The following is a 23,880-nucleotide window of genomic DNA, read 5'->3' as shown; positions in this document are numbered from 1 at the left end:
CGTTGGGATCGGGACGGAATTTCGGACGTGAGGTCTCGACCCTTTCAACGAACGAAAGAGCCGAGACCTCACCTGTGAATTACTTAGGAGACTGGCACCGCGGCGACGCGGTTGTTGGCGGTGACAATCCGGGCGGCCGTTGCCTGGCCCATACGGACTGCGCCGTCCACGTGCTGGTAGCCCTCCGCAGCCAAATCGGAGGAGGACCAGTAGATAGGTCCAACGTTGGCGTGCTGGTCCTTGCCATACCGGTGCAGACCACCCAGATCGTAACTGGCCGCGTAGGCTCCGCGGGTCCATTCCTCGGAACCCCAATCGGATTCGTAGTAAACCTCGGCGTCCAGGGCCTTCTCGCCCAGGAAGCCGGCGATGGACTCAAGGACGGCCTTCTTGCGGTCTTCGGCGCTGAGTTCGAAGACGGCATCTGCCTTTTCGTCCGAGATGAAGCCCACCAGGGTGCCACGGGTGTCTCCGTGGTTGGTGTTGTCGTAGACCTCCTGGACCAGGGCGCCAGCGCCAAATCCCGTGCCCGACAGGCCGTCTTCGCGCCAGAACGGCGTGCTGTACACGGCGTGGACCTTGATGACCAAACCGAGGGACTGGTGCTGGTGCATTTGGTGCTGGCGGCGCGGCAGCGGTGGGTTGAAGGACACGCGCGAATAGAGGTTCGGCGGGACCGCCATGATGACGAATCGCGCGTTGACGGTTGCGTGCTCGGACTCAACACTGACGCGGTGGCCTTCGCCGGCCGGCTCCCAATTGATGGTGCGGACCGGGCTGTTAAGTACGACGTCGTCACCCAGTTCCGCGGCGATCAGCAGGGAGACCTGCTGCATGCCGCCGATAACGCGCTTGTCCAGGATGAAGTCTTCGTCAGTGAGGTTGGAGAAGGAACCTGCCGAGGCTGCCATCAGCACAGCCTGCAGCGCCGAGAAAGCGTGGGCCGGCTTGGTGAGCATTCCGCCGGCGATGAAGAGGCCGATGTTGTTGCAGGCTTCCTCGTCCGTCGAGTTCTGGCGCAGCCAGTGGTGAAAGGAAATGGTGTCCAGTTCGCGGGCCTTGGGGTGCGCCCAGGGCTCCTCGGCGCCAATCTCTGCGGCGAGGCTGTCCAGGATGGCGGTGAGATTGTCCATTTCGGCCGCAGTGGTCTCGCTGACCGGGAAGGAAGCCCCGGTGTAGCGGGTGCGGCTGCCATCCGGTGCCAAGTACACGGATTCGCCGGCACGGTAGCGGGAGTACGTCTTCAGGCCGAACTCGTCCAAGAGACCCATGAGGGCGGTCTGGTCCGGGGACACCCATTGTCCACCGATTTCCAGCATGGCCCCGTCAATGGTGTCAGTCCACGTACGGCCACCGACGCGGTCACGGGCTTCAAGCACCGCAACGCTGAGTCCGGCTTTCTTCAATTCGCGTGCGGCCGTCAACCCCGACGGACCGGCGCCGACAATTACGACGTCGCGATCAAGATTCAACATGATGTCCTTTCTGTGGCCGCCCCCGTTGGCTGACCAATAAATGAATGACGTTCATTTATCTCAACTGTAGCTGGATTGCCCACGGCTGTGAAGACCCCAGTGGAATAATGCTGATGACAACCCTTCAGAAAGGTCAGCGATGCCCGCACCCACACCCGCGCCCGGCGAGACCAAAGCGCGCCGCAGGGCGGGCCGGCCGATGGCGTCGGTCCTGAACCAGGATGGAATTACCGCTGCGGCGCTTGAACTGATCAGCAAGAAGGGCTACGACGGCCTCACCATGGCCGCACTCGCCCGCTCCCTTGGTGTGGCGCCGTCGGCCCTCTACAACCACGTGTCCTCCAAGGACGAGGTCCTCAAGCTGGTGGAAGAGGATCTGATGTCCAAGGTGGACTTCGGCGGTTTCAGCACGCTGCCCTGGGAGGATGCCGTACGGCAATGGGCCTATTCCTACCGCGGTATTTTCGCAAGGCACACCCCGCTTATCTCGGTGATCGCTGTTCTTCCGGTGACAGACGCCCCACAGACCCTCGCCATGTATGAAGCCGTGACCGAGGGATTCCTGCAGGCGGGCTTCCCGGAAAAGCAGATCATCCCGTGCATCGTGGCACTTGAGGCCTACATTTTTGGAGCTGCTTTCGACGCGAACGCTCCGGCGGACATTTTCGATTCCGGCCGGCTGGCGAACTCTACCCCGCACTTCACGTCGGCGGTCCGCAGCTTGGGCCCCGAGCGGAACAACTATCCTTCGGACCTCGCGTTCAGCATGGGCTTGGATGCGCTGATCGCCGGGCTCGGGGCGCTGCGGGCTTAGCGGGCTTAGCGGGAGCAGTCCATCAGTTTAAACAAAGGAACCCCGGTCCAAAGACCGGGGTTCCTTTAAAATTGCGTGCGCGAGGGGGGATTTGAACCCCCACACCCTTTCGGATACTGGCACCTGAAGCCAGCGCGTCTGCCGTTCCGCCACTCGCGCGCAACTTCTTCCGCCCGGGCCGTACCAGGTTTCCCCGGCCTCACCCCTGCGAAAGCAGCGAGATCAAGCATAACGGACAATCACTTGAAAACACCAATCGACCAACGATGGGACCGTAAAAACCCTGCAAATCCGCGGATTGTCAGGTCCTCACGGGACGCGGAAATCAGGCGGAAAGCGAACCGAAACGGGGTGTGCAAGCGAACTTTTCCGGCCTTCCGGGCGTTGTGAAATAAGGCCATTCACAGTCTTGCCCAGTAGTATCGGGATTGAGGACAGGGTCTTTGCGTGCGCTCCGGCAACTGCAGCGATTCGTCCTGACTACTTATACTGCAGGGCAACGAAACGGAAGGAGAAGGACCATGGGTCTGCTTGACAGGGTTGAACGCGGCATCGAAAAGGCCGTCCGCGGCGTCTTCTCCACCGGATCGCGTGCGCGTGTGGAGCCGGTGGAGATCGCCAGCAAACTGCGCCGTGAACTGGACAACAAGTCCATCACGATCGCCGCTGGCCGTACGTTGGCCCCCAACGTCTTCGAGGTCCTCTTGAGCAATGAAGACTTCGGTCGCGCCCAAGAGTGGGGAACTCCCCTGGCCGAAGAATTGTGCGACGTCGTGATACAGCACGTGCGCAGCCAGGGTTATGTCCTCCAGGGGCCGGTACGGATTTCCTTCCTTCACGACGAAGCCCAGCGCGAGGGCCACTTCGAAATCACCTCCAGCACTGAGAAATCCAGCGGGTCCGCCGCGCCCGCTGCTCCGCGGCCCAATGTCCCCGCAGCGCCGAGCCGCGAACCCACAAGGCCCCAGCCTGTCCTGGACATTGGCGGACAACGCTATTCCCTCAACGCACCGTCCGTAGTGCTGGGTAGGTCATCCGAGGCCGACATCCTGGTGGACGATACCGGTGTCTCGCGAAGGCACTTGGAAATCCAGACGGCGGCCGGAGTCATACGCGCTGTCGACCTCGGTTCCACCAACGGAAGCTACGTCAACGGCCACAAGGTGGACGGCAGCGTGGAACTCACTGACGGATCCACCATCACCATGGGACGGACCAAGATCATCTTCAGACTTCTTTCCCTGCCCGCTGGTGGGCGCCCGTGAGCGACATCAGCGAACTGACCATCACCGCACTCCGTTTCGGCTTCCTGCTGCTGCTGTGGGTGCTGATCTTCAGCATCGTCTCGACCATGCGTCGAGATCTCGTGATCGGCCGCAAAGCAGCCATGGGAACGCCGACCGCGCGCGAGGTGCGAAAGCATCCCGAACTCGCCCCTGCGCCGCCCCAGCCTGTGAAGCAGCATGCTCGTCAGCTCGTCGTGGTCGAGGGTCCGCTCAAGGGAACCACGGTTCCTTTGGCCGCGAGCCCCATCCTGCTGGGCCGGGCGCAAGAGGCCACACTGGTCCTTGAGGATGACTACGCCTCGGGGCGGCATGCGCGCCTTTTCCCCCAAGGCAGCCGATGGTTCATCGAAGATCTCGGCTCTACCAACGGCACCTACCTCGCCGACCAACAATTGACCCGCGCCCTGCCGGTGGAGCTTGGCGTCCCCGTGAGGATCGGCAAGACGGTCATCGAATTGAGGGCGTAGCCCATGGCTTCCCCCCAGACTTCCGAGGGCAAGTCTCTGCCTCCGGAACGCTCCATGATCATGCGCTACGCGGCGCGGTCCGACGTCGGGCGTGTCCGCTCGAAGAACGACGACTCCGCCTATGTCGGCCGCCATCTTGCTGTCGTTGCGGATGGCATGGGCGGGCATGCGGGCGGCGACGTCGCCTCGGCATCCACGGTGCTGGACATGATCCACCTTGATCACGATTCCTATCCGGACGGCGCCGAAACGGTGTTGGCGGACGAAATCCAGACCGCCAATTCCCTACTCTCGGAGCTTGTCCATGTAGACCCGAAGCTCGCAGGCATGGGCACCACTGTCACAGCCCTTCTCCTCGAAGGGAGGCGGCTGCACTTCGCGCACATCGGCGATTCCCGCGCCTACCGCTTACGCAATGGCAAATTCGAGCAAATCAGCGTGGACCACACTTTCGTCCAAAGGCTGATCGACGAAGGCCGGCTGCGCCCGGAGGAAGCTGAAACCCACCCGCACAAGAACGTCCTCATGCGCGTTCTGGGCGACGTGGATGCGAGCCCCGAACTGGACCTGGACGTGCTCGACGTCGAACCCGGCGAACGCTGGCTCCTATGCTCCGACGGCCTGAACTATGTCCAAGGGGCAGTCGTGGAACAGGTGGTTCGGGAAACCAAGGACCTCGCCGATTGCGCCGAGCTCCTCATTGAGCTCACACTGGCCAACGGGGCTCCGGACAACGTCACGGTGGTGCTCCTGGAAATCGTGGAAGGGGCGGCCGACGACCTCAGCACGGCCGCCGTCGAGGTCGTCACCCCCGGAACGGTCACCCCGGGAACAGCGGCCGCACCCAACCCGGCCGCGCCAATCGCAGACGCGCCGAAGGCCGGTCAGAGCAAGGAGACCACACGCGACGGCGACTCGAAAGCGCCTGCCAAAGGCCCCTCAGCCACTAAACCTGCGTCCAGCCAGGCCTCGCCGACGGTCACACCGGCGGCCAAGCCGAGGGAAGGAACTCTCGACGCCGGAGCTTCCCCCGCCGCGGGTCCCGCCAAACCCGCAGGGGCAACTGAACCTCCGACTGAACCTCCGACGGCGACAGACCCCCATTTGGGCGAACACCTGTCGGCGGAGATCCTCCGTGAAGAACTCTCAAGCAGGCCCCACGAATTGGTGGGCGCTGCCGCTACGGCGGCCGAAACCGGTTCGATCCCTACTGTGGCTGGACGCAGCGTTGCGCGCCGCGCTGCCACGGTACTGACGCACAAGGCCGAACAGGACCGCCCGGAGGTACAACCGTTTGTCGCCCGGAAGCGGCGCTGGTTGACGCCTGCCATCGCCGCTGTCTTGGCCATTTTTGTGGTCGCGGGGCTGTGGCTCGGTTATGCGTGGACCCAGACGCGGTATTACGTCGGTGAATTCGACCACCGGGTGGCGATCTTCAATGGCATTTCGCAAAGCCTTGGCCCACTCCAGCTCTCGAAAGTGCAGGCCGTTACAGAGATCCGCGTTGACTCATTGCCGGAATACTCGCGACAGAGCATCCGCCAGACCGTTCCGGCACGCGATCTCGCTGATGCCCAGCAGATTGTAAAAAACCTGCAAGATACGGGCACTACCGGTCTGCCAGCCAATTGCCCTACAGGCACGCCCAGGCCGACGGCGAGCCCCACCGCCACGGCGGGCCCCGCCACCACGGCAAGCCCAAGCCCTTCGAACGCGCCGACATCGTCACCCACGTCCACGCCGGTCCCTTCGTGCGCGGTGTCCCCATGATTCAGGCCCTAACCACACCCAGACCGCGCCGCAATGTGGAGCTCGTCCTCTTGATCGGTTCCCTAGCCGTGGGAATCAGTGCAAGCGCCATGGTCGGGCTCAACAGCGCGGCCGCTTTCGACAGCGATTTCTGGTTCCAGTCGAGTCTTCTGGTAGTGGCCGCATTCGCTTTCCACATGGTCCTCAGGTTCCGCGCAAAATATGCCGATCCGATCATGCTTCCGATCGTGGTTGCGCTCAACGGCTTGGGGCTGGCCCTTATCCATCGCATGGACCAGCCCGGAGAGGACACCGGCAACAACCAGCTTCGCTGGACCCTCCTGGCCATGGCGGTGTCAATCGCCGTGATCTGGCTCCTCAAGGACCACCGGCTCCTTCGTCGTTTCACCTTTATCGCGCTGGCGGCCAGCGCGATTCTCCTGGTGTTGCCCCTCGTTCCCGGCATCTCCGCCGGCGACGTGCTGGGCGCCAGCGTCTGGATCCGGCTGGGTCCCATGACTTTCCAGCCCGGCGAGATCGCCAAGATCACGCTGGCCATATTCTTCGCGGGCTACCTTTCCTCCAATCGGGATCTCATCCTGCTGGCCGGCCGCAAGATCGGCCCGATGCAACTGCCCCGTTTCAAGGACCTTGGCCCAATGATCACGGCGTGGCTCGTGAGCATCGGCATCCTGGTCTTCCAGCGGGACCTCGGCACCTCGGTCCTCTTCTTCGGCTTGTTCATCGTCATGATCTACGTGGCAACAAGCCGCATCAGCTGGGTGGTCATCGGCCTCGTACTGATCCTGGGCGGCGGATTCCTGGCATCGAAGTTCTTCGCACACGTCGCATTCCGCTTGGACAGCTGGTGGAACGCGTTCACCCCGGAAGTCTTCGACCGGTCCCCGGGCGGTAGCGGACAGATCGTCCAAGGCCTCTTCGGCATGGCCGACGGCGGCCTTGTAGGCACGGGGCTCGGACAAGGCAGGCCGGATCTTGTGCCCTTCGCCAACAGCGACATGATCATCGCGCTCGTCGGTGAGGAACTAGGACTGATCGGTCTCTTCGCCGTGGTGATGCTCTACATGCTCCTCTTCACCCGCGGTTTCCGCGCAGCCCTCGGCGCGCGGGACGCGTTCGGCAAGCTCCTCGCTTGCGGCCTGTCCTTTGCCATCGCGACTCAGTGCTTCGTGGTGATCGGCGGCGTCACGCGGCTGATCCCGCTCACGGGGCTCACCACGCCGTTCCTTGCGGCAGGCGGTTCCTCCTTGCTTGCCAACTGGATCATCGTGGGCCTGCTGCTCATGATTTCCCACACCGCGCGAGGCCCGGTGGACACAACGCCCATTACCCATGCCCCCACAGAGGCGGTGAAGACCCCATGAACCATTCCATACGCAACTCGTGGATGGCAGCCGTTGCCATGTTCGCCCTCCTCTTCGGCGCCATCAGCTATGTCCAGGTCATCGGCGCTGGCGACCTCAATGACAATCCGTGGAACCAGCGTGCCGTCCTGGCGAACTACTGCAACGACCGCGGCGCCATCATCGTGGGCGGCAAGCCCATCGCCGAATCCGTTGCCGGTGACGAAACCTGCAAGTACCAGCGCAGTTACGCGCAGCCGGAGCTTTACGCTGGCATCACGGGATACTTCTCCAGGACTTATGGATCCACCGGACTTGAGCAGCAGCTCCGCGATGAACTGGCCGGCAGCTCCGATCAACTTTTCCTGGACCGCGTCAGCCAGATTTTCCTCGGCAGCCAGCCGAAGGGTGCCTCGGTGGAATTGACCATCGATCCGGCGATCCAGAAGCTCGCCTACGACCTCATTCCTGACGGCCAGCGTGGCTCGATCGTGGTCACCAATCCGAAGACGGGCGCCATCATTGCCATGGTCTCCAAGCCGTCCTACGATCCCAACCTGATCGCCACGCATGATTCTGCGAAGGAAAAGGCAAGTTACGAGCAACTCAACCAGGTTCCCGGGATCAACCTGAACCAATCCGTGAGCGGACCCACGGGTGCGCTGCTGGCGCCCGGTTCGGTGTTCAAGCTCGTCGATACCGCGGCTGCCTTGAACTCCGGAAAGTACAACAAGGACAGCGTGCTGCCGAACCCTGACAGCTTGCCCTTGCCCGGTTCCAATGCATCATTGCCCAACTATGCCGGCGGCAACTGCTCAACCCGCAACACGGCCGATTTCGCCTTCGCCTTGGAGCAGTCCTGCAACACTCCGTTCGCCAGCATCGCCTTGGACTTGGGGCAGAAGGCCATTGCGGACCAGGCCGGCAAGTTTGGCTTCGGGCAGGATTTTGGGGACCTCCTCAAGCTCCAGTCCGCTGTCAGCGTCTTCCCCAAGGACCTGGACCAGGCGCAGCTTGCCCAGTCCGCCGTCGGGCAGCGTGACGTCAGGGCCACTCCGCTGCAGATCGCGCTGATGACCGCAGCAATTGCCAATCATGGAGTCCAGATGAAGCCGAGCCTCATTAAAACGGTGCGCGCCCCCGACCTCCGCGTCATCAGTGAACCGAAAGCCGAGACCTTGCGCACCTCCACCACGCCCGAGATCGCCGGCCAGATCACATCGTGGATGACCGACGTCGTATCCAAGGGCATCGCAAGTGGCGCTGCAGTTCCCGGAGTCCAGGTGGCCGGCAAGACCGGCACCGCGCAGTTGGGAGACACGGGCCTGAACAACTCATGGTTTACCGGGTTTGCTCCGGCCAATGACCCGCAAGTGGCCGTCACCATTGTCATGCAAGGTGTTGACGTGTCTACCGGCGCAAAGCTAACCAGTCCGAACGCGAAGAAGATTTTTGAGGCGGTGTTGAATAAGTGAGACCTACGTCAGGAATCACCCTCGGCGGCAGGTTCCAGCTGACCAGTCGCATTGCGATTGGCGGCATGGGAGAGGTCTGGAGGGCCAAGGACCAGATCCTTGGCCGGATCGTCGCGATCAAGGTACTCAAAGAGGAATATACGGGTGACCCCGGGTTCCTCCAGCGTTTCCGCGCCGAGGCCCGCCACACGGCATTGCTTAACCACGTGGGGATCGCCAACGTCTTCGACTATGGCGAAGAAGACGGATCCGCCTATCTGGTCATGGAGCTCGTACCGGGACAGCCGTTGAGCAGCATCCTGGAACGCGAGCAGGTCCTCTCGCCGGACCGCACGCTGTCCATCATTTCCCAGACCGCCCGTGCGCTGGCCCCTGCGCACGCACAAGGCCTGGTCCACCGGGATATCAAGCCGGGCAATCTCCTGATCACGCCGGATTTCCGCGTCAAGGTTACCGACTTCGGCATTGCGCGCCTCGCCGACCAAGTCCCCCTCACGCAGACCGGCCAAGTCATGGGAACTGCCCAGTACCTGGCCCCGGAACAAGCCACGGGACAGACGGCAACGGGGTCCTCGGACATATATTCCCTCGGGGTTATCGGTTACGAAGCCCTCACAGGGCATCGTCCGTTCTCCGGTGAATCTCAGATCGCCATTGCGCTGGCCCAGGTCAACGACGCTCCGCCGCCCCTGCCTGAGAGCCTCCCTACCCCGGTACGGGCCCTGCTGATGTCGATGCTCGCCAAGGATCCGAAGAACCGTCCCGCAGACGCGATCAAGCTGGCCGAGGCCGCAGAGGCTATCCGCGCAGGCGACATTTCCGCTGCACACGCCGCCGTGCCTGGAATGTTGCTGTTCGAATCCGCCACGGGCCCCATCACCGCGCCGACTAACCTCGCCACCGCCCCCACGGGCATTGTCGCCTCGCCGTACGGTAAGGAAACGCGTTCGACGTCGACGTCGGCCCTTCCGGTGATCGGCGCCGCAGCAGCGGGGGCCGCCGCCGCAGGGGCTGCGGCCGAGGGTGGAAATGCGCTCTCCCGCGCTAATGCCCTGGCCGCCGAACGCAGCTTGGAGGAAGCTGACGCGCACGACCACTACCTCACGGAAGAAGAAACATACGAGGAGGGGCCCCAGCGCAAGAAGCGCAGCCCGTGGACCTGGCCCCTCGTCGCGTTGATCGTGCTCCTGCTCTTCGCCCTGGTTGGTGTGATCCTGTCCCAGTCGGGGCTGTTCTCGCCAAGGAATCCGGCCCCGGCCACCTCGAACTCTCCGGTCCAAACCTCGAGCGCGCCGCCAAGCTCGGCGAGTCCGAGCGCCACGGAGACGTCGGCCACCCCGACGCCCACCACACCCACTGTGGAGACTGTCAACCTGATCCCGGAAGCATACAAGGGCCAACCGTATGACAAGGTCCGTGCAGACCTGAGCGCGCTCGGCATGGGCGTCAACGGAGTCCAGGTCTTCGATCCCTCGACGCCGGGCACGGTCATCGACATCAACCCGTCAGGCCCCCAGCCCAAGGGGACCACCATCACCGTCAATTACTCCAAGGGTCCGCAGATGGTTTCGGTTCCGACCATTGGCAAGGGCGCCACCGAGGCACAAGTGCAGGCTGCCATCGAAGGTGCCGGCCTACGGTGGGTCGCGGGTACCCCTGTTGATGGAGCAACCGGCCAAGCCCCTGGAACGTTTGTCAGCTCCGATCCCGCCGGCGGACAGAAAGTGCCTTCCGGATCCGTAGTTACCTACCACCTGTCCAAGTCCACCGCGTCTTCGTCTCCTTCTCCTAAGACCCCGTAGGACACCATGACCACCGGACGCTCCACCCCTGCCCACAGAGAGGACAGCATTCCAATGACAAACCAGCGCGTCCTCAACGGGCGGTACGAACTCGGTGAGTTGCTCGGCCGTGGCGGTATGGCGGATGTCTACAAGGGCACCGACACCCTGCTCGGCCGAACCGTGGCGGTGAAGCTGCTCCGCGCCGATCTTGCCCGCGATCCGCAGTTCCATGCTCGCTTCAAACGCGAGGCCCAGGCAGTGGCGGCCCTGAACCACTCCTCAATCGTGGCCATCTTTGACACCGGCGAGTACACGGTGTCTGGTGGTCCGGGCGAGGACGTCCGGGTCCCCTACATCGTCATGGAATACGTGTCCGGCCGGACTATCCGCGACCTGATCCGTGCCAAGGAACTGGACATCGATCAAGCCATCGAGTTCATCCTTGGCGTCTTGTCCGCCCTGGAATACAGCCACAAAGCCGGAATCGTCCACCGTGACATCAAGCCAGCCAACGTCATGGTGTCCGGGGATTCAAACGACGTCAAGGTCATGGACTTCGGCATCGCCCGGGCCATGGCTGACTCGGCGGCTACCATGACCCAGACCCAGGCCGTGGTTGGAACAGCCCAGTACCTCTCGCCCGAGCAAGCCCGCGGCGAGACCGTGGACGCCCGTAGTGATCTGTACTCTGCGGCGTGCCTGCTGTTTGAGATGCTCACGTCCCGGCCCCCGTTCACCGGCGACAGTCCTGTCTCGGTGGCCTACCAGCACGTCCGAGAAATCCCCGAGCCCGCCAGCAGGTTCAATCCGGCAGTGTCGGAGGCATTGGACAGCGTCCTGGCCAAGGGCTTGCAGAAGGACCGCGCCGACCGTTTCCAGGATGCGGCTGCCTTCCGCCGTGCCCTGCGTGCCGCCAGGAACGGCGTTGCAGTCCCTGCGTTTTCCCCCGGGCCCACCGACTCCCAGGACGTCGTACCGTCAACGCAGCACCTTCCCGAAGGTGGCTTGGCGCGCGGCCTGACGGGCGCCGAATTCCTGGACAGCACCCTGAACGGGAGGCTGGACCATGCCCAGGACGCCGGCGACCAGGACACTCTGTTGGCCCAGCATGCCGGCGAACCGGGATCGGAGCCAGATCACGACGGCGCCATGCCGCTTGGTTTCAGCCCCGAACGCGAGCGTTCCCCTCGGCAGAAGTCCCGCCGTCGCGCGTGGGCCGCAGTTGTGGTCATCTTTACGCTGCTTGTCCTGGCTGGCGGTGGATTCTGGTTGTACAACACGGTGAACCAGAAACCGGCGCCGCCGGCGCTGGTCGCGGTACCTCAAGTGGCCGGCATGAGCGAGGCCATGGCATTGCAAGCGCTCTATGGCGCCAATCTCAGCCCCGAGTCGCGCAAGGTCCCGCATGACACCATCGCCAAGGGCACAGTGATCAACACCGACCCGAGTGTAGGGTCTCAAGTGGCGCCGAACTCACACGTCATACTGAACGTTTCAGACGGTCCGGTCTCCGTAACCGTGCCGGCGGGCCTGAGCGGTGTGACCGAAGCCGCGGCGCGTGACCTCCTGCGCCAAGCTGGCCTCGTGGGCGGATCCACCGCCGTAGCCAACAGTCCTACAGTTCCCGCAGGCTCCGTCATCAGCACTAAACCCGCTTCAGGGGCGGTTGTGGGCGCGGGAAGCACCGTTGATTTGGTGGTATCCACGGGCAAGGTGTCCGTGCCCCAACTCGTCGGTTTGAATGTGGCGGATGCCGAGGCCCTGCTCAAGGAGAACGGCCTGGCGATCGCCGTCACCGAGCAGGAGAATTCGCAGGTAACGCCTGGAAAGGTCACGAGCCAGGGGGATGCCTTCAAGTCCCTTGTGGACCAAGGCAAAACCATCAGTGTGATCGTTGCGAAGGCTCCCGCCCCACCCCCTAGCCCCAGCCCGACACCCTCCCCCAGTGATACCCGGAGCCGCGGAACCGGGTTGGGCAGCTTGGGCGGGTTGGGCAGCTTGGGCGGTTAGCGCTGGATCAGGGGACTAAGGGTGGCCGCACGAGCGGCCGCACCAGACATCCCGAGTGATTCGAGCCAGTTGCCGAGCATCAGGTAGCCACCTTCGGTGAGCACCGATTCCGGGTGGAACTGCACACCACACAGCGGTGCCGTGCGGTGCCGCAGACCCATGACCACCCCGCTGGCGGTTTCAGCGGTGATTTCCAGAACGTCCGGGATGCTCTCCCGCACAGCTGCCAGCGAGTGGTAGCGCGTGGCCGTCACCGGCGATGGCAGCCCGGCGAAAACGCTCTTGCCCCCGTGGTGCACAGGCGAAGTCTTGCCGTGCATTAGCTCCGGTGCATGTGTGACGATTCCGCCGTACGCCTCCGCCAGCGCTTGGTGGCCAAGGCAGACGCCGAACATCGGCTTGTTGTTGTCGCCGCACCACTTGATCAACTCGATGCAGACGCCGGCCTCGGCAGGGGTGCCGGGACCGGGGGAGATCAGAACGCCGTCCCGAGCGTCGGCAAGCTCGATCGCCTCGGCGAGGGTGACATCATCATTGCGGACCACTGTGGTTTCAGCGCCGAGTTCCTGCAAGTAGCCGACGAGGGTGTAGACGAAGCTGTCGTAGTTGTCCACGACGAGGATTTTTGTTGTGCTCATGGCTGCTGTGCTGAACCAATCGTTGAGTCGGTGAAGGTAGTGAACTGTGACATCCAAGGGAAGAGGAACTGGACCATCAGGACAAGCGCGCATGCCACGAGGGCCACTGATGTCAGGATACGCACCCAAAGCGGTCCCGGAAGGTGGCGGAAAATCCATCCGTACATGGCTTAGCCCTTTCCGCGCGTCTGCGCGACTTGCTTGGCAATGTCCTGTGGTGGGCCGGCGGATGCGGGTTGCCAACTTTCCAAAAGGGAGTACGCGATGATGCGTTCTTCCGAACCGAAGCGCGGATTGCAGCTGGTCATGGTCAAGTAGCTTTCGCTAGGCGTCGCGCCAGGCTGTGTGGGGACCGGAAGAAGGACGTCCGTCCGCGAGGGCAGCACGATCTGGTTGTTGCGGAAAACGTACGTGTAGTAGCCATCTTTGGTCTGCACATAGATTTTGTCGCCCGGTACCAGGAGATGGATGTTGTCCAGCACCGCGCCATGGGTCTGGCGGTGACCGGCGACGGCGAAGTTGCCGGTCGCCCCGGGCATGCTGGTGGTCCCGTAGTGGCCCAGGCCCAGGGTGTCCAGGATGTCGGAGCCGGTTCCCTCGATGATGGGCCGCGAGTAATCAGGGCCGAATCGGGGAATGTACATGATGCCGATCATTCCGCCGTGCTCGGGAGCCTGCGCAACGACCGGTTTCCCGTAGTCCGGCGCTTTGGCAGGGTCCGCGGGGGCAACCGGCGCCACCGGTCCTGCAAAGTCCTTGGCGAAACCCTGGATGGCCTGGCTTTGCTTCGCGTCCGCTTCGACGTTGGTCCACCACAGCTCCCACGCCACGAAGAGCAACAGGATGACTCCTGCGGTGAGGAGGAGTTCGCCGATGATCTGGACGATTTTGCGCACAACGTCACCGGGGCTCGGCCGTCCTTTGCGTTTCCCCGAGCGGGGCCGCCGGGAACCTTCGACGCCGGTCCCTGTGCCGTCGTCGGGCACCGCAGCGGCCTGCTGCGTCTGCTGCTGCGCCACTGGATCTCCTCTTCACAGGCACGGACGCCCGACGACGAGCGGCCTCCGAAATCCGGCTAGACTTGACTGCTAGTACGAACCCGGAATTGCCGCGTGCACGTTGACCGCTGGAATTTTCCTTCCTGCAGGATATCAAGCTGGCGCGTGGCCATTCATTCAGCCGGCCCAGGAGGATCCGTGCCCGAGTCCAAGCCCCGCAAGAGGGCCGCCCGCCCCACCGAGGCGGCTACCACCCAGCAGTACAAGCCGAACCCCGTCTGGTACAAGCCAGTTATGTTCGGCCTCATGATCATTGGCTTGCTGTGGATCATCACTTTCTACATCACCAGTGGCCAACTTCCCGTGCCGGCGTGGGGGTCCTGGAACATCGTGGCAGGCTTCGGCATCGCGATTGTCGGCTTCCTCATGACCACGCGCTGGCGCTCTTAAGCGGCGACCTCACATTTCAGCCGCCTGCACCGTCTACTAGGCATGACCACCAGGCACACCACCATTGATTCCGCACTGGGCCAGCTCACACTGACTGCCCGGGGCGGGCTTTTGACGGGCATATTTTTCGAGGGTCACTGGCATATGCCGCCTCCGGAATTCTTCGGTCAAGCCGTCCCGGCCAACGAATCCCTGTTCCAGCAAACCGCCGCTGAGCTCAGCGAATACCTGGCCGGCGAACGGACGGTGTTCGACGTCCCTTTCGAGGCTTCCGGGAATCCCTTCCAGGAGCGGGTCTGGGCCAGGCTCGGACAAATTCCGTATGGGGAAACCGTTAGCTACGGGGAACTGGCCACCGAACTTGGTGATCGCAACCTTTCCCAGGCCGTCGGTTCGGCGGTTGGCCGCAATCCGCTCAGTATCGTCATTCCGTGCCATCGGGTAATCGGGCACGACGGGAGGCTCACCGGATACGCTGGCGGACTCGACAACAAGCGGTTCCTCCTGGAACTCGAGGAACCAGCGGCGGCGAAGGAAAGCAAGCTCTTCTGATGGAGCCCAAGAAGCCGTTCGAGCTAATCGTCCGGGAGCACGGGCCCACGGTGCTCCGTGTATGCCGCGCGGTTCTTGGCCCCCACGACGCGGAAGACGGCTGGTCCGAGACGTTCCTCTCCGCATTAAGGTCCTATCCTGAGCTTCCAGCAGGCGCCAACGTCCAGGCCTGGCTCGTCACCATCGCGCACCGCAAGTCCATCGACATCGTTCGTGCGCGGAGTCGCCGGCCAGTTCCCGTGGACGTGCTGCCTGTGAGCCACTCCCGGCTCGGCATCCCCGGCGACGGCCATGCGGAAGTGCTCGACGCCGTCGGGCAGCTTCCGCCGAAACAGCGTCAGGCAGTGGCTTACCACTACCTCGCCGGGCTTCCATACAAGGACGTCGCCGTGCTTCTCGGCGGAACCCCCGACGCAGCGCGTCGAGCAGGTGCCGACGGCGTCAAGGCGCTTCGCACGATTCTCGTCGATAGCTACGTAAGCTACGTGAAAGAAGAGACCCCATGACCATCGACCACAACGAACCGGACGTCTCCGAGCTCCTCGCACCCTTCGAATCCGTGGAACCGGCCGTCATGCAGCGGCTCCACGACCGCCTTGCAGCTGCGGCCGTGGAGCAACACACCCTCGATATTGCCTACCGCACCGTGGATTCCCCGATCGGCAAACTGTTGCTGGCGGCAACGGAGCGTGGCATGGTGCGCGTTGCCTTTGAAGTGGAAGATCACGACGCCGTGTTGCAACTGCTCGCTGAAAAGCTCAGTCCGCGAATCCTCTTCTCAGCTGGCCGCCTGGATCCCGCTGCCCGCGAACTGGATGAATACTTCGCCGGGACGCGCCACAGTTTTGACCTCCCCTTGGATTTCAGCCTTTCGCGTGGATTCCGGCTCAGCGTCCTGGAGCATTTGCCGCAGATCGCGTATGGGCACACGGAAAGCTACGCTCAAGTGGCCCTGGCGGCCGGAAGCCCGCGAGCCGTGCGCGCCGTCGGCACTGCCTGCGCCACCAACCCGCTGCCGGTGATTGTTCCTTGCCATCGGGTGGTGAAATCCGATGGATCGTTTGGCAACTACCTCGGCGGCACGGACGCCAAGCGCACCTTGTTGGCCCTGGAGGCAGCATGAGCTCGGGGTGGACGGAACCGCTGTTCCCGCTTGAGTTGCCGGACGCGCCCGACGCCGGTCCGCGGGAGATCGCACCCGGCGCCGTGCACGTTCCTGGCTGGTTGAGCCTGGAACAGCAGAGGTGGATCATGGCCCGTTTCGGTGAATGGACGCGGGGTCCCGTCCCCTTGCGTGCCGCCGTTCTTCCCGGCGGGCACCCGATGTCCGTCCGGACGGTTTGCCTGGGCTGGCACTGGCGGCCCTACAAGTACACACGCGAAGCCTTCGACGTCAACGGACGGCGGGTACTGGACTTTCCCGACTGGATGGTGCGGCTTGGCCGCAAAGCATTATTCGAGGCATATGGCGACGCCGCCGAAGCCGCCGGCTATACTCCGGACACCGCGCTGGTGAATTTCTACGACGTCGCTGCCAAGATGGGAATGCACCAGGACAAAGATGAGAAATCCCGTGCCCCTGTGGTGTCACTCAGTATCGGTGACAGTTGCGTCTTCCGATTCGGGAACGCTGAGACTCGCACCAATCCGTATAACGACGTCGAACTGTCCTCAGGCGATCTGTTCGTGTTCGGCGGTGCATCGCGTTTTGCATACCACGGCATCACCAAGGTCCACCCCGGAACGGCCCCCGAGGGCTGCGGACTGCCCAGTGGGCGGATCAATATCACCATGCGCGTCACTGGGATGTCGTAGGGCTGGAGCACAATGTCAACAACAACTTCTGTCCAGCTTCCTGTGGAGGAATACCCATGACCCCGCCCGAGAACGGCACCATCATTGGCGACGACGGCCTCGCCCGGCCTCTGTGGGCATCCGTTGACCCGCTCATGCGCGAATACTACGACCACGAGTGGGGCATGCCCGTGCGGGACGAGCAGGGCTTGTACGAGCGCATCAGCCTTGAGGGTTTCCAAGCAGGTCTCTCGTGGGCCACTATCTTGCGCAAGCGCGTTGCGTTCAGGACCGCTTTCTTGAACTTCCACCCGGAAAGCGTGGCGGCCTTCACCGAGGCGGATATCGAACGGCTGATGCAAGATCCAGGGATTGTGCGCAACCGCCTCAAGATACGCGCGGCCATAACCAACGCCAAAGCCACCATCGCCCTACGCAGCGAAGGCGGACTGGTGGACTTCGTGTGGTCCTTCCAACCCGAGTCGACGCCCGAACCGCATACTTTTGCCGATGTCGCCACCCAGTCTCCGGAATCGGTCGCCTTGTCCAAGGCCTTGCGTAAAAAGGGCTTCGCCTTCGTCGGGCCCACCACCATGTACGCGTTGATGGAGGCGATCGGCATCATCGATACCCATCTCGTGGATAGCCATCGTCGTGGCAGTTCTGGAGTTTGGCTCTGATACCCCCATATTCTTTCCACAGAAGTGCGTAACTTTATCCACAGCTGTGGACAATTCATGTGGACATCCACGCACATTGCGCGAAAGACCGCGAGATTCAGGTGAATTCCGGACCTGCACTCTTTTCACATGAAGTTTTACCCAGTGTGAATAACGCTGTGGATAGTGTTCCCGGGTTCATCGAGAGTTCACCGCGGATGCATTGAGAACTTCATCCAGCCCTCTGACCGCCCGATGGCCTTCCGGGGATCGCTCCCGGCTCCTCGATGTGGCTTTGGTCGCGATGTGTGAAAGAATCTGCGTATGAATGCAGATAATAGTGCCTGCTCGCTGGGTGTCGACAGCCAGCACGTTGAGCTGGCCGTGGAAGTGTTCGCGATGCTGGCTGATGCCACGAGGGTACGGATCATCCTGGCGCTCCGCGACGGCGAAATGGCCGTCGGCGCGCTGGCGGACCTCGTGGGGAAGTCCCCGGCGGCCGTATCGCAGCACCTTGCCAAAATGCGCCTGGCGAGGATGGTTTCCACGCGGCAGGACGGAACCAGGGTCATGTACCGGCTGGAGAACGAGCACGCCCGACAACTGGTGGCAGATGCCATCTTCCAAGCAGAACATGCCCTCGGCGGCACCCCTGCACACCACCGCGCAGAACAGGCAACGGCATGAGCAGTCACCAGCAAGTTGATCATCACGACGACCACGCTCATGGTCATGAGCATGATCATGACCATGACCATGAGCACGCCGGACACGACCATGAGCATGAGCACCACGGGGGTCTGAAGGGCTGGCTCTACGAGCTTTTTGTCCCACACACCCACGATGCCGCAGATTCCATCGACGATGCCCTCGAGTCCAGTACACAGGGTGTTCGCGCTCTTAAGATCAGCCTCTTCATACTCCTTGCCACCACCGTCCTGCAGTTTCTCGTGGTCCTTATCAGCGGCTCCGTCGCGTTGCTGGCCGACACCATCCACAACTTCTCGGATGCACTCACCGCTGTGCCCCTGTGGATCGCGTTCGTCCTGGGACGTCGAGCGGCAACTCGCCGCTACAACTATGGATATGGGCGGGCGGAGGATCTTGCGGGACTGTTCATCGTCGTCGTGGTTGCACTTTCTGCGGTGGTCGCCGCCTGGCAGTCCATTGACCGCTTGTTCCACCCGCAACCCCTGCACAACCTGTGGTGGGTTCTCGCGGCCGGACTCATAGGTTTTGCGGGCAATGAAATTGTGGCCGTCTACCGCATCAGGGTCGGCCGGCAGATCGGGTCCGCTGCACTTGTCGCCGACGGCGTGCACGCCCGCATCGACGGATTCACCTCCCTCGCCGTGGTACTTGGCGCCGGCGGCGTGCTGCTCGGATTCCCTTTGGCCGACCCCATCGTCGGCCTGTTGATTTCGGCTACCATCATCGTCCTGCTCTGGGGCACCGTACGCAGCGTCGGACGGCGCCTGATGGACGGAATAGAACCCGAACTCCTCGACAACGCCCAAGCGGCCTTGGAAAGGACCCCTGGTGTCCTTTCCGTGCCGAAGCTGCAGCTCCGTTGGGTTGGCCATCGCCTTCAGGGAGCGGCCACCATCGTCGTCGCCAACGCAACCCTCTCAGCGGTGGAAGAAACAGTCGATGACGCCCGGCATCAGCTTGAGCGCGCGCTCCCAAAGCTCGACGACGTGGTGATACAGCCTGTGACAGGGGCGGCCAGCTGACGGCCGGGGTCCACTCCCAACAGATGCCTAGCTGCTCGGGCTATGATGACGCACTGAACATGGACCCGCTGAGAGGGACCCGCCCGTCCCGCCCGAAATCCACGAAAGAAGATGCCAATGAGCCAGCAAGCGATTCTGGCGAAGCCTCGCCGGAACGTAGAAATGGTGCTGCTGGTAGTCGCCCTTGGCGTCGGCATCGGGGCCATCGCAATGACCAGCGTGGACAAGAAAGAGGCCCTCGACTTTGGATTCTGGCTCCAAGCCGGAACGTTGACGGCGCTGGCTGGGGCCTTCCACGTTGTCCTGCGGTTCAAGGCACGGTATGCGGATCCCGTGATCCTCCCGATCGTCGTGGCTTTGAATGGCTTGGGCATCGCCATGATCCGACGCTTGGACGCGTCAACCGGCAGCACTGCTGGTACCAATCAGCTCAACTGGACGATCGTCTCGGTCCTGGTCGCGGCCGCCGTGCTGTGGCTGCTGAAGGATCACCGGTTACTGCGCCGGTACACCTTCATTGCACTTGCCGTCAGCGCCGCCCTTCTCATCCTTCCCCTCGTCCCGGGCATTTCCGCCGGCGATATCAACGGCGCGAATGTCTGGATACGCGTCGGGTCCCTGCAGTTCCAGCCCGGGGAGATCGTGAAGATCACGCTCGCCGTCTTCTTCGCGGGATATTTGTCCTCCAACCGGGACTTGATCTTGTTGGCAGGCAGGAAATTCGGGCGCCTGCAGTTTCCCAGAATCAAGGACACGGGACCGATGGTCACCGCTTGGGCCGCGAGCGTTGGCGTACTGGTCTTCCAGCACGATCTAGGCATGTCCATATTGCTCTTCGGGCTGTTCATGGTGATGATCTACGTTGCCACGAGCCGAGCCAGCTGGCTGGTTCTCGGCCTGGTGCTCATGGCTGTGGGCGGATACGCCGCGGCGAAGATCTTTTCCCACGTCGGCTTGCGAATCGACGCTTGGGTCAATGCCTTCGACGCCCAGGTGTACACCCGCTTTCCCGGAGGCAGCGCCCAGATTGTCCAAGGCCTCTTCGGAATGGCCGACGGCGGCCTGATCGGAAAAGGCCTTGGGCTTGGAAGCCCTGACCTCGTGCCCTTCGCCAACAGCGACATGATCGTCGCGTCCCTTGGTGAAGAACTCGGCCTGATAGGGCTGTTCGCCATCGTCCTGCTCTATTTGCTGCTTTTCACCAGGGGATTCCGGGCGGCGCTGGGCATCCGGGATGCGTTCGGGAAGCTCCTCGCTTGCGGGCTGTCCTTCACCATGGCGCTTCAGTGCTTCATCATCATCGGCGGCGTCACCCGTCTCATTCCCCTCACCGGACTGACCACGCCCTTCCTCTCCGCTGGGGGGTCCTCCCTCCTTGCCAACTGGATCATCGTCGCCTTGCTGCTGCGGATCAGTGACGCAGCCCGCAGGCCCCAAACGATCGCTTCCCAGGACGAACACGTCTCGGCCTGACGCCCGTCTGGAAATAATTCGGACATGGCCCTTGCGGCGGTCCGTCTGCGGAGGGCTCAGCATTGCAGCACTGTCCTTCGGATCCCTGGGTCTTGCTGACCAGGTTGCCATCGTCGTTGTTCTCCTTGCTGTCGCGGGCGTAGGGATCAGTGTCAGCGGAATGGCTCTTCGGGTCTTCGCCACAGAATCACTCCAGTCCTCCGATCGGCGAACGACCGTCTTCTCCGCAATCCAAGTGGGCGCAAATCTGGCTGCAGCAGCTGGCCCCCTTCTGGGTACGCTGCTCCTAAGCGGCTCAACGGCTGCTCTTCTTTGGTCGGTTGCGGCAGGATACGTTGCCGCTGCCATCGTTTCTGCAATTTTCGTTCCCTCAACGCGACCGCGCACCTCTAAGGAACGGCCACCGCTCACAAGAGAAACGTTCGCCGCGATTGTCCTGGATCGGCAAGTCCGTGCTGCCGCGATCACCTCCGCGACTGGTTGTTTCCTCTACGCGCAGCTCTTCTCAGCGATCTCGATCCACCTCCTCTCCGTTGCCGAGTCCGGCCCACTAAGGTCGTTGGTTTTTGTCGTAAACGCCTTCTTAGTTGTGGCCATCGAGGCTCCCATCAGCATGCTCATGAACAGAAGAATGCGCGGTGGAACGCCCCCCTTTGCATTCATGCGCGGAGGAGTTTCTATCTTCGCCAGCGCGTACTTTGTCATGGCCCTGTTAGGGGTCACACTTCCGGGAGTCCTGCTTGCGGTGGTTGTTTTCTCAATAGCGGAAGCCTTCTTTACACCCATGTTGAACACCGTTTTCGCAGGCATCGGCGGTCACCGCTCGCAACTCGAGCTCTTCAACATGCGACAAATCTCCACGAGCATCGGCGAATCTGTTGGCAGCCTCGTTGGCGGCGCGGTGTTCACCGTGTCCCAAGCTGCTGGTTGGAACGCGGCCTATTGGGGAGCACTTGCCGTGCTTGCCATTTCAGTGGTCGGGGCGGTCCGCAAATGGCCGCAAGACACGGATTTGAACGATTTGCATCAGCACGATTCAGTTCAAGCATCAGATGGGAACGTAAGCCAATGAGCGAAGCCATCATCAATCTGTGTCCAACCGGGATGGTTCCACGCAGGGAAACCGTGCCTCATGTTCCAATCACGCCCGAAGAGATAGCCGCCGACGTTCGGCGATGCGCTGACGCCGGAGCATCCATGGTGCATCTACACGCAAGAGAGGACGACGGCACCCCTACATGGCGGCGCGAACGCTTTGAAGAAATTATCGCCTCCGTCGTCGATGCCGTTCCTGACATCGTTTTGGTCGTCACTACCAGCGGAGGAGGTTGGCAGGACATCGACAAACGCTCTGAGTCCCTCGATCCCCAGGGGACTGCAAGACCCGAAATCGCGTCGCTCACCCTCGGCTCAATGAACTTTCCATCAGGCCCGTCGGTGAACTCTCCCGAAACCATCGAAGCACTGGCGGGTCGAATGCGCCGGCAAGGAATCGCACCGGAGCTCGAGGTGTTCGACGTTGGCATGGCGAATGTCATTCACTACTGCAGGAAACAATGCATCTTGACAGACCCGACCCACCCGGCACCACAAGTCGATCCCGCAAAGGATTTCGGGCTGCTGCGAACGCCCCGGACCTGCGCAGCAGCAGTTCGGGGCGCAGGATTGTTGGAGGTATGGCGTGATGTACGCGACTTGCAATCGCAGGAGTTACACACTTAACAACAGGCAGCTACCCACAAGTTATCCACACTTGGGGAAAAGTATTGGCTTCACCGTGGAAAACTCCCGGAACGGCGCACTTCCAGGGCTACCGGGAATCGGCGAACTACAACCGTGTGAGTTATTAACAATGTTGATAACCCTGTTGATACCTCGTCCCGACCACTGTCAACAGTGAGGTTGTCCACATACCCCTGAATTACGGGCGTCTTATCCACATAACCACAGGCATGTTGGCAAAAGTTATCCACAGCTGTGGACGTTAATCCCAGCGGAATCCGACACCCCCGTCATCTCGGCCCACACAGCCAATCCACAAAGGAACTACATGGTTGTAAGTTACACACATTGTGGATAACCCCTGTGGAAAACACATCCAAGGTCTTGACGGTCTCCGGACACAGTCCTAGGCTGGTTTTATTCAATGAACTCATTGATAAACCGACTGTTTGAATAACTCGATTGAAAAGCAGCTAGAAGAAGCAGAGTGCTTGAGTGCGGCGGAAAGCCATCCGCGACGCTCGGGCCTGAGTCCGGGCAGGGGAGACGCATGCCAGAGACTGTTGGAGCAGCAGTGCTGGATCCTGAAGACCAGCTCAACAGGGCCTTCATGGCACTCGCCGATCCTGTCCGCCGCAGGATACTGGCGCGATTGGCCTTGGGCGACGCCACCGTCACTGAGATCGCCCAGCCATTCACCGTCACCCTCCAAGCCATTTCAAAGCATCTACAGGTGCTGGAAGGCGCCGGGCTCATCACTAGAAGCAGGGAAGCGCAGCGCCGTCCCTGTCACCTGAACACCACGGCGCTGGGTCCCTTGGCCGAGTGGATCGAGAGCTACCGTCTTCAGGCCGAAGAACGTTTCTCCCGGCTGGACGAGCTATTGACCGCTGAAACCCGGTCAGCCGGAGAGACCAGTGCCGACTCGGCCGAAGGGGACTATCCGGAAATGGAGAAGGAACAATGAGCACCAACACAACAACCATTGACGTCGCGGGCGGCACGCCGTTCATCGACACCAGCCGCGACTTCGACGCCGCACCGGATCGCGTGTTCCGGGCCTTCACGGATCCCGAACTTGTGGTCAAGTGGCTGGGCCCGCGGCGCCTGGAAATGCGTCTAGAGTCCTACGACGCGCGGACCGGCGGTAGCTACCGCTACGTACATTCGGACGGCGAAGGCAACGAGTTCGGCTTCCGCGGAGTCTTCCACGAAGTCCAGGAACCCTTGAGGATCATCCAGACCTTCGAATTCGACGGCGCCCCCGGTCAGGTCACCCTGGATACCACCAGATTCGAGGATCTCGGGGGCCGCACGCGCGTCGTGCAGCGCTCGGTGTTTCCCTCGGTCGAGGCCCGGGACATGGCGGTAGCCAGCGGCATGGATGCGGGCATCAAGGAATCGATGGATCGCTTGGAGGAAATCCTCGGGTAAAAG

At 62.2% G+C, this 23,880-nt stretch carries 24 protein-coding genes and 1 tRNA gene; 21 read left to right on the top strand and 4 right to left on the bottom strand.

The genetic code is table 11. The annotated features are described in order from the left end of the window. Window positions 1-83: 83 nt before the first annotated feature. Window positions 84-1,475 (bottom strand): flavin monoamine oxidase family protein, encoded by a 1,392-nt coding sequence (locus LFT43_RS00205; RefSeq protein ID WP_395800126.1) that lies wholly within the window; start codon window positions 1,473-1,475, stop codon window positions 84-86. A 139-nt stretch (window positions 1,476-1,614) separates the two neighbouring features. Between LFT43_RS00205 and LFT43_RS00200 the strand changes: the two genes are divergently transcribed. Then, a complete protein-coding gene (locus LFT43_RS00200) occupies window positions 1,615-2,289 on the top strand; it encodes a TetR/AcrR family transcriptional regulator (protein ID WP_395800124.1) in 675 nt (224 codons plus the stop codon). Window positions 2,290-2,365: 76 nt separating this feature from the next. Here LFT43_RS00200 and LFT43_RS00195 read toward each other — a convergent pair. Beyond that, a tRNA-Leu gene (locus tag LFT43_RS00195) sits at window positions 2,366-2,448 on the bottom strand. Between the two features lie 362 nt (window positions 2,449-2,810). Between LFT43_RS00195 and LFT43_RS00190 the strand changes: the two genes are divergently transcribed. Genes LFT43_RS00190 through pknB form a run of 7 tightly spaced genes read left to right on the top strand, consistent with a single transcriptional unit; the run spans window position 2,811 to window position 12,424 of the window. After that, the gene (locus LFT43_RS00190; RefSeq protein ID WP_395800122.1) at window positions 2,811-3,554 is read left to right on the top strand and encodes an FhaA domain-containing protein; all 744 of its coding nucleotides are present in this window, start codon (window positions 2,811-2,813) and stop codon (window positions 3,552-3,554) included. 5 nt (window positions 3,555-3,559) lie between these two features. Beyond that, complete coding sequence (locus LFT43_RS00185; protein WP_265978293.1) at window positions 3,560-4,042, top strand: FHA domain-containing protein; 483 nt, start codon at window positions 3,560-3,562, stop codon at window positions 4,040-4,042. 3 nt (window positions 4,043-4,045) lie between these two features. Beyond that, the gene (locus tag LFT43_RS00180; RefSeq protein WP_395800120.1) at window positions 4,046-5,812 is read left to right on the top strand and encodes a PP2C family protein-serine/threonine phosphatase; all 1,767 of its coding nucleotides are present in this window, start codon (window positions 4,046-4,048) and stop codon (window positions 5,810-5,812) included. Next, the gene (locus LFT43_RS00175) at window positions 5,809-7,176 is read left to right on the top strand and encodes an FtsW/RodA/SpoVE family cell cycle protein (protein WP_395800118.1); all 1,368 of its coding nucleotides are present in this window, start codon (window positions 5,809-5,811) and stop codon (window positions 7,174-7,176) included. The genes LFT43_RS00180 and LFT43_RS00175 overlap by 4 nt, the downstream gene beginning before the upstream one ends. Continuing rightward, complete coding sequence (locus LFT43_RS00170; protein ID WP_395800116.1) at window positions 7,173-8,630, top strand: penicillin-binding transpeptidase domain-containing protein; 1,458 nt, start codon at window positions 7,173-7,175, stop codon at window positions 8,628-8,630. Before LFT43_RS00175 ends, LFT43_RS00170 begins: the two co-directional genes overlap by 4 nt. Further along, a complete protein-coding gene (locus LFT43_RS00165) occupies window positions 8,627-10,432 on the top strand; it encodes a protein kinase (protein WP_395800114.1) in 1,806 nt (601 codons plus the stop codon). The genes LFT43_RS00170 and LFT43_RS00165 overlap by 4 nt, the downstream gene beginning before the upstream one ends. 6 nt (window positions 10,433-10,438) lie before the next feature. Continuing rightward, window positions 10,439-12,424: a Stk1 family PASTA domain-containing Ser/Thr kinase gene (pknB, locus tag LFT43_RS00160; RefSeq protein ID WP_395800112.1), complete on the top strand. Its 1,986-nt coding sequence runs from the start codon at window positions 10,439-10,441 to the stop codon at window positions 12,422-12,424. On the opposite strand, the gene LFT43_RS00155 is transcribed toward pknB, so the two are convergent. Together LFT43_RS00155 and LFT43_RS00150 are read right to left on the bottom strand one after the other, a co-directional pair. Beyond that, window positions 12,421-13,062 carry an aminodeoxychorismate/anthranilate synthase component II gene (locus LFT43_RS00155; RefSeq protein ID WP_395800110.1) on the bottom strand — a complete coding sequence of 214 codons (642 nt, stop codon included), beginning with the start codon at window positions 13,060-13,062 and terminating at the stop codon, window positions 12,421-12,423. The genes pknB and LFT43_RS00155 overlap by 4 nt on opposite strands. Before the next feature lie 170 nt (window positions 13,063-13,232). Further along, complete coding sequence (locus LFT43_RS00150; RefSeq protein WP_395803203.1) at window positions 13,233-13,958, bottom strand: class E sortase; 726 nt, start codon at window positions 13,956-13,958, stop codon at window positions 13,233-13,235. Between the two features lie 300 nt (window positions 13,959-14,258). Here LFT43_RS00150 and LFT43_RS00145 point away from each other — a divergent pair, with 300 nt between their 5' ends. The 13 genes from LFT43_RS00145 to LFT43_RS00085 all read left to right on the top strand — a co-directional run bounded on the left by LFT43_RS00145 (window position 14,259) and on the right by LFT43_RS00085 (window position 23,877). Continuing rightward, window positions 14,259-14,510, top strand: a complete 252-nt coding sequence (locus tag LFT43_RS00145; protein ID WP_395800108.1) for a cell division protein CrgA — start codon at window positions 14,259-14,261, stop codon at window positions 14,508-14,510. A 42-nt stretch (window positions 14,511-14,552) separates the two neighbouring features. Next, complete coding sequence (locus LFT43_RS00140; protein ID WP_395800106.1) at window positions 14,553-15,062, top strand: methylated-DNA--[protein]-cysteine S-methyltransferase; 510 nt, start codon at window positions 14,553-14,555, stop codon at window positions 15,060-15,062. Further along, the gene (locus LFT43_RS00135; RefSeq protein WP_395800104.1) at window positions 15,062-15,568 is read left to right on the top strand and encodes an RNA polymerase sigma factor; all 507 of its coding nucleotides are present in this window, start codon (window positions 15,062-15,064) and stop codon (window positions 15,566-15,568) included. Before LFT43_RS00140 ends, LFT43_RS00135 begins: the two co-directional genes overlap by 1 nt. Next, window positions 15,565-16,185, top strand: a complete 621-nt coding sequence (locus tag LFT43_RS00130) for a methylated-DNA--[protein]-cysteine S-methyltransferase (RefSeq protein ID WP_395800102.1) — start codon at window positions 15,565-15,567, stop codon at window positions 16,183-16,185. The genes LFT43_RS00135 and LFT43_RS00130 overlap by 4 nt, the downstream gene beginning before the upstream one ends. After that, window positions 16,182-16,877, top strand: a complete 696-nt coding sequence (locus tag LFT43_RS00125; RefSeq protein WP_395800100.1) for an alpha-ketoglutarate-dependent dioxygenase AlkB family protein — start codon at window positions 16,182-16,184, stop codon at window positions 16,875-16,877. The genes LFT43_RS00130 and LFT43_RS00125 overlap by 4 nt, the downstream gene beginning before the upstream one ends. Window positions 16,878-16,933: 56 nt before the next feature. After that, on the top strand, window positions 16,934-17,536 hold the full coding sequence (locus LFT43_RS00120) for a DNA-3-methyladenine glycosylase I (RefSeq protein WP_395800098.1): 603 nt from the start codon (window positions 16,934-16,936) through the stop codon (window positions 17,534-17,536). Window positions 17,537-17,839: 303 nt separating this feature from the next. Continuing rightward, a complete protein-coding gene (locus LFT43_RS00115) occupies window positions 17,840-18,202 on the top strand; it encodes an ArsR/SmtB family transcription factor (RefSeq protein ID WP_395800096.1) in 363 nt (120 codons plus the stop codon). Further along, a complete protein-coding gene (locus LFT43_RS00110) occupies window positions 18,199-19,248 on the top strand; it encodes a cation diffusion facilitator family transporter (RefSeq protein ID WP_395800094.1) in 1,050 nt (349 codons plus the stop codon). Before LFT43_RS00115 ends, LFT43_RS00110 begins: the two co-directional genes overlap by 4 nt. Before the next feature lie 117 nt (window positions 19,249-19,365). Continuing rightward, window positions 19,366-20,721: an FtsW/RodA/SpoVE family cell cycle protein gene (locus tag LFT43_RS00105; protein ID WP_395800092.1), complete on the top strand. Its 1,356-nt coding sequence runs from the start codon at window positions 19,366-19,368 to the stop codon at window positions 20,719-20,721. Further along, complete coding sequence (locus LFT43_RS00100; RefSeq protein ID WP_395800090.1) at window positions 20,663-21,793, top strand: MFS transporter; 1,131 nt, start codon at window positions 20,663-20,665, stop codon at window positions 21,791-21,793. Before LFT43_RS00105 ends, LFT43_RS00100 begins: the two co-directional genes overlap by 59 nt. Further along, window positions 21,790-22,443 carry a 3-keto-5-aminohexanoate cleavage protein gene (locus tag LFT43_RS00095; RefSeq protein WP_395800088.1) on the top strand — a complete coding sequence of 218 codons (654 nt, stop codon included), beginning with the start codon at window positions 21,790-21,792 and terminating at the stop codon, window positions 22,441-22,443. Before LFT43_RS00100 ends, LFT43_RS00095 begins: the two co-directional genes overlap by 4 nt. A gap of 550 nt (window positions 22,444-22,993) precedes the next feature. Next, window positions 22,994-23,410, top strand: a complete 417-nt coding sequence (locus tag LFT43_RS00090) for an ArsR/SmtB family transcription factor (protein WP_395800086.1) — start codon at window positions 22,994-22,996, stop codon at window positions 23,408-23,410. Continuing rightward, a complete protein-coding gene (locus LFT43_RS00085) occupies window positions 23,407-23,877 on the top strand; it encodes an SRPBCC family protein (protein WP_395800084.1) in 471 nt (156 codons plus the stop codon). Before LFT43_RS00090 ends, LFT43_RS00085 begins: the two co-directional genes overlap by 4 nt. Window positions 23,878-23,880 lie beyond the last annotated feature (3 nt).

The sequence above is a fragment of the Arthrobacter sp. FW306-04-A genome, from assembly GCF_044358315.1.
GTDB lineage: Bacteria > Actinomycetota > Actinomycetes > Actinomycetales > Micrococcaceae > Arthrobacter.
Note: the sequence above shows the minus strand (reverse complement) of the source record. Positions and strands in the feature narration are given on the sequence as shown.

What these genes read in the sequence shown, in the direction of transcription:
- LFT43_RS00205 (WP_395800126.1), bottom strand. Translation starts at nt 1,475, where the DNA reads ATGTTGAATCTTGATCGCGACGTCGTAATTGTCGGCGCCGGTCCGTCG.
- LFT43_RS00200 (WP_395800124.1), top strand. Translation starts at nt 1,615, where the DNA reads ATGCCCGCACCCACACCCGCGCCCGGCGAGACCAAAGCGCGCCGCAGG.
- LFT43_RS00190 (WP_395800122.1), top strand. Translation starts at nt 2,811, where the DNA reads ATGGGTCTGCTTGACAGGGTTGAACGCGGCATCGAAAAGGCCGTCCGC.
- LFT43_RS00180 (WP_395800120.1), top strand. Translation starts at nt 4,046, where the DNA reads ATGGCTTCCCCCCAGACTTCCGAGGGCAAGTCTCTGCCTCCGGAACGC.
- LFT43_RS00175 (WP_395800118.1), top strand. Translation starts at nt 5,809, where the DNA reads ATGATTCAGGCCCTAACCACACCCAGACCGCGCCGCAATGTGGAGCTC.
- LFT43_RS00170 (WP_395800116.1), top strand. Translation starts at nt 7,173, where the DNA reads ATGAACCATTCCATACGCAACTCGTGGATGGCAGCCGTTGCCATGTTC.
- pknB (WP_395800112.1), top strand. Translation starts at nt 10,439, where the DNA reads ATGACCACCGGACGCTCCACCCCTGCCCACAGAGAGGACAGCATTCCA.
- LFT43_RS00155 (WP_395800110.1), bottom strand. Translation starts at nt 13,062, where the DNA reads ATGAGCACAACAAAAATCCTCGTCGTGGACAACTACGACAGCTTCGTC.
- LFT43_RS00140 (WP_395800106.1), top strand. Translation starts at nt 14,553, where the DNA reads ATGACCACCAGGCACACCACCATTGATTCCGCACTGGGCCAGCTCACA.
- LFT43_RS00135 (WP_395800104.1), top strand. Translation starts at nt 15,062, where the DNA reads ATGGAGCCCAAGAAGCCGTTCGAGCTAATCGTCCGGGAGCACGGGCCC.
- LFT43_RS00130 (WP_395800102.1), top strand. Translation starts at nt 15,565, where the DNA reads ATGACCATCGACCACAACGAACCGGACGTCTCCGAGCTCCTCGCACCC.
- LFT43_RS00125 (WP_395800100.1), top strand. Translation starts at nt 16,182, where the DNA reads ATGAGCTCGGGGTGGACGGAACCGCTGTTCCCGCTTGAGTTGCCGGAC.
- LFT43_RS00120 (WP_395800098.1), top strand. Translation starts at nt 16,934, where the DNA reads ATGACCCCGCCCGAGAACGGCACCATCATTGGCGACGACGGCCTCGCC.
- LFT43_RS00115 (WP_395800096.1), top strand. Translation starts at nt 17,840, where the DNA reads ATGAATGCAGATAATAGTGCCTGCTCGCTGGGTGTCGACAGCCAGCAC.
- LFT43_RS00110 (WP_395800094.1), top strand. Translation starts at nt 18,199, where the DNA reads ATGAGCAGTCACCAGCAAGTTGATCATCACGACGACCACGCTCATGGT.
- LFT43_RS00105 (WP_395800092.1), top strand. Translation starts at nt 19,366, where the DNA reads ATGAGCCAGCAAGCGATTCTGGCGAAGCCTCGCCGGAACGTAGAAATG.
- LFT43_RS00095 (WP_395800088.1), top strand. Translation starts at nt 21,790, where the DNA reads ATGAGCGAAGCCATCATCAATCTGTGTCCAACCGGGATGGTTCCACGC.
- LFT43_RS00090 (WP_395800086.1), top strand. Translation starts at nt 22,994, where the DNA reads ATGCCAGAGACTGTTGGAGCAGCAGTGCTGGATCCTGAAGACCAGCTC.
- LFT43_RS00085 (WP_395800084.1), top strand. Translation starts at nt 23,407, where the DNA reads ATGAGCACCAACACAACAACCATTGACGTCGCGGGCGGCACGCCGTTC.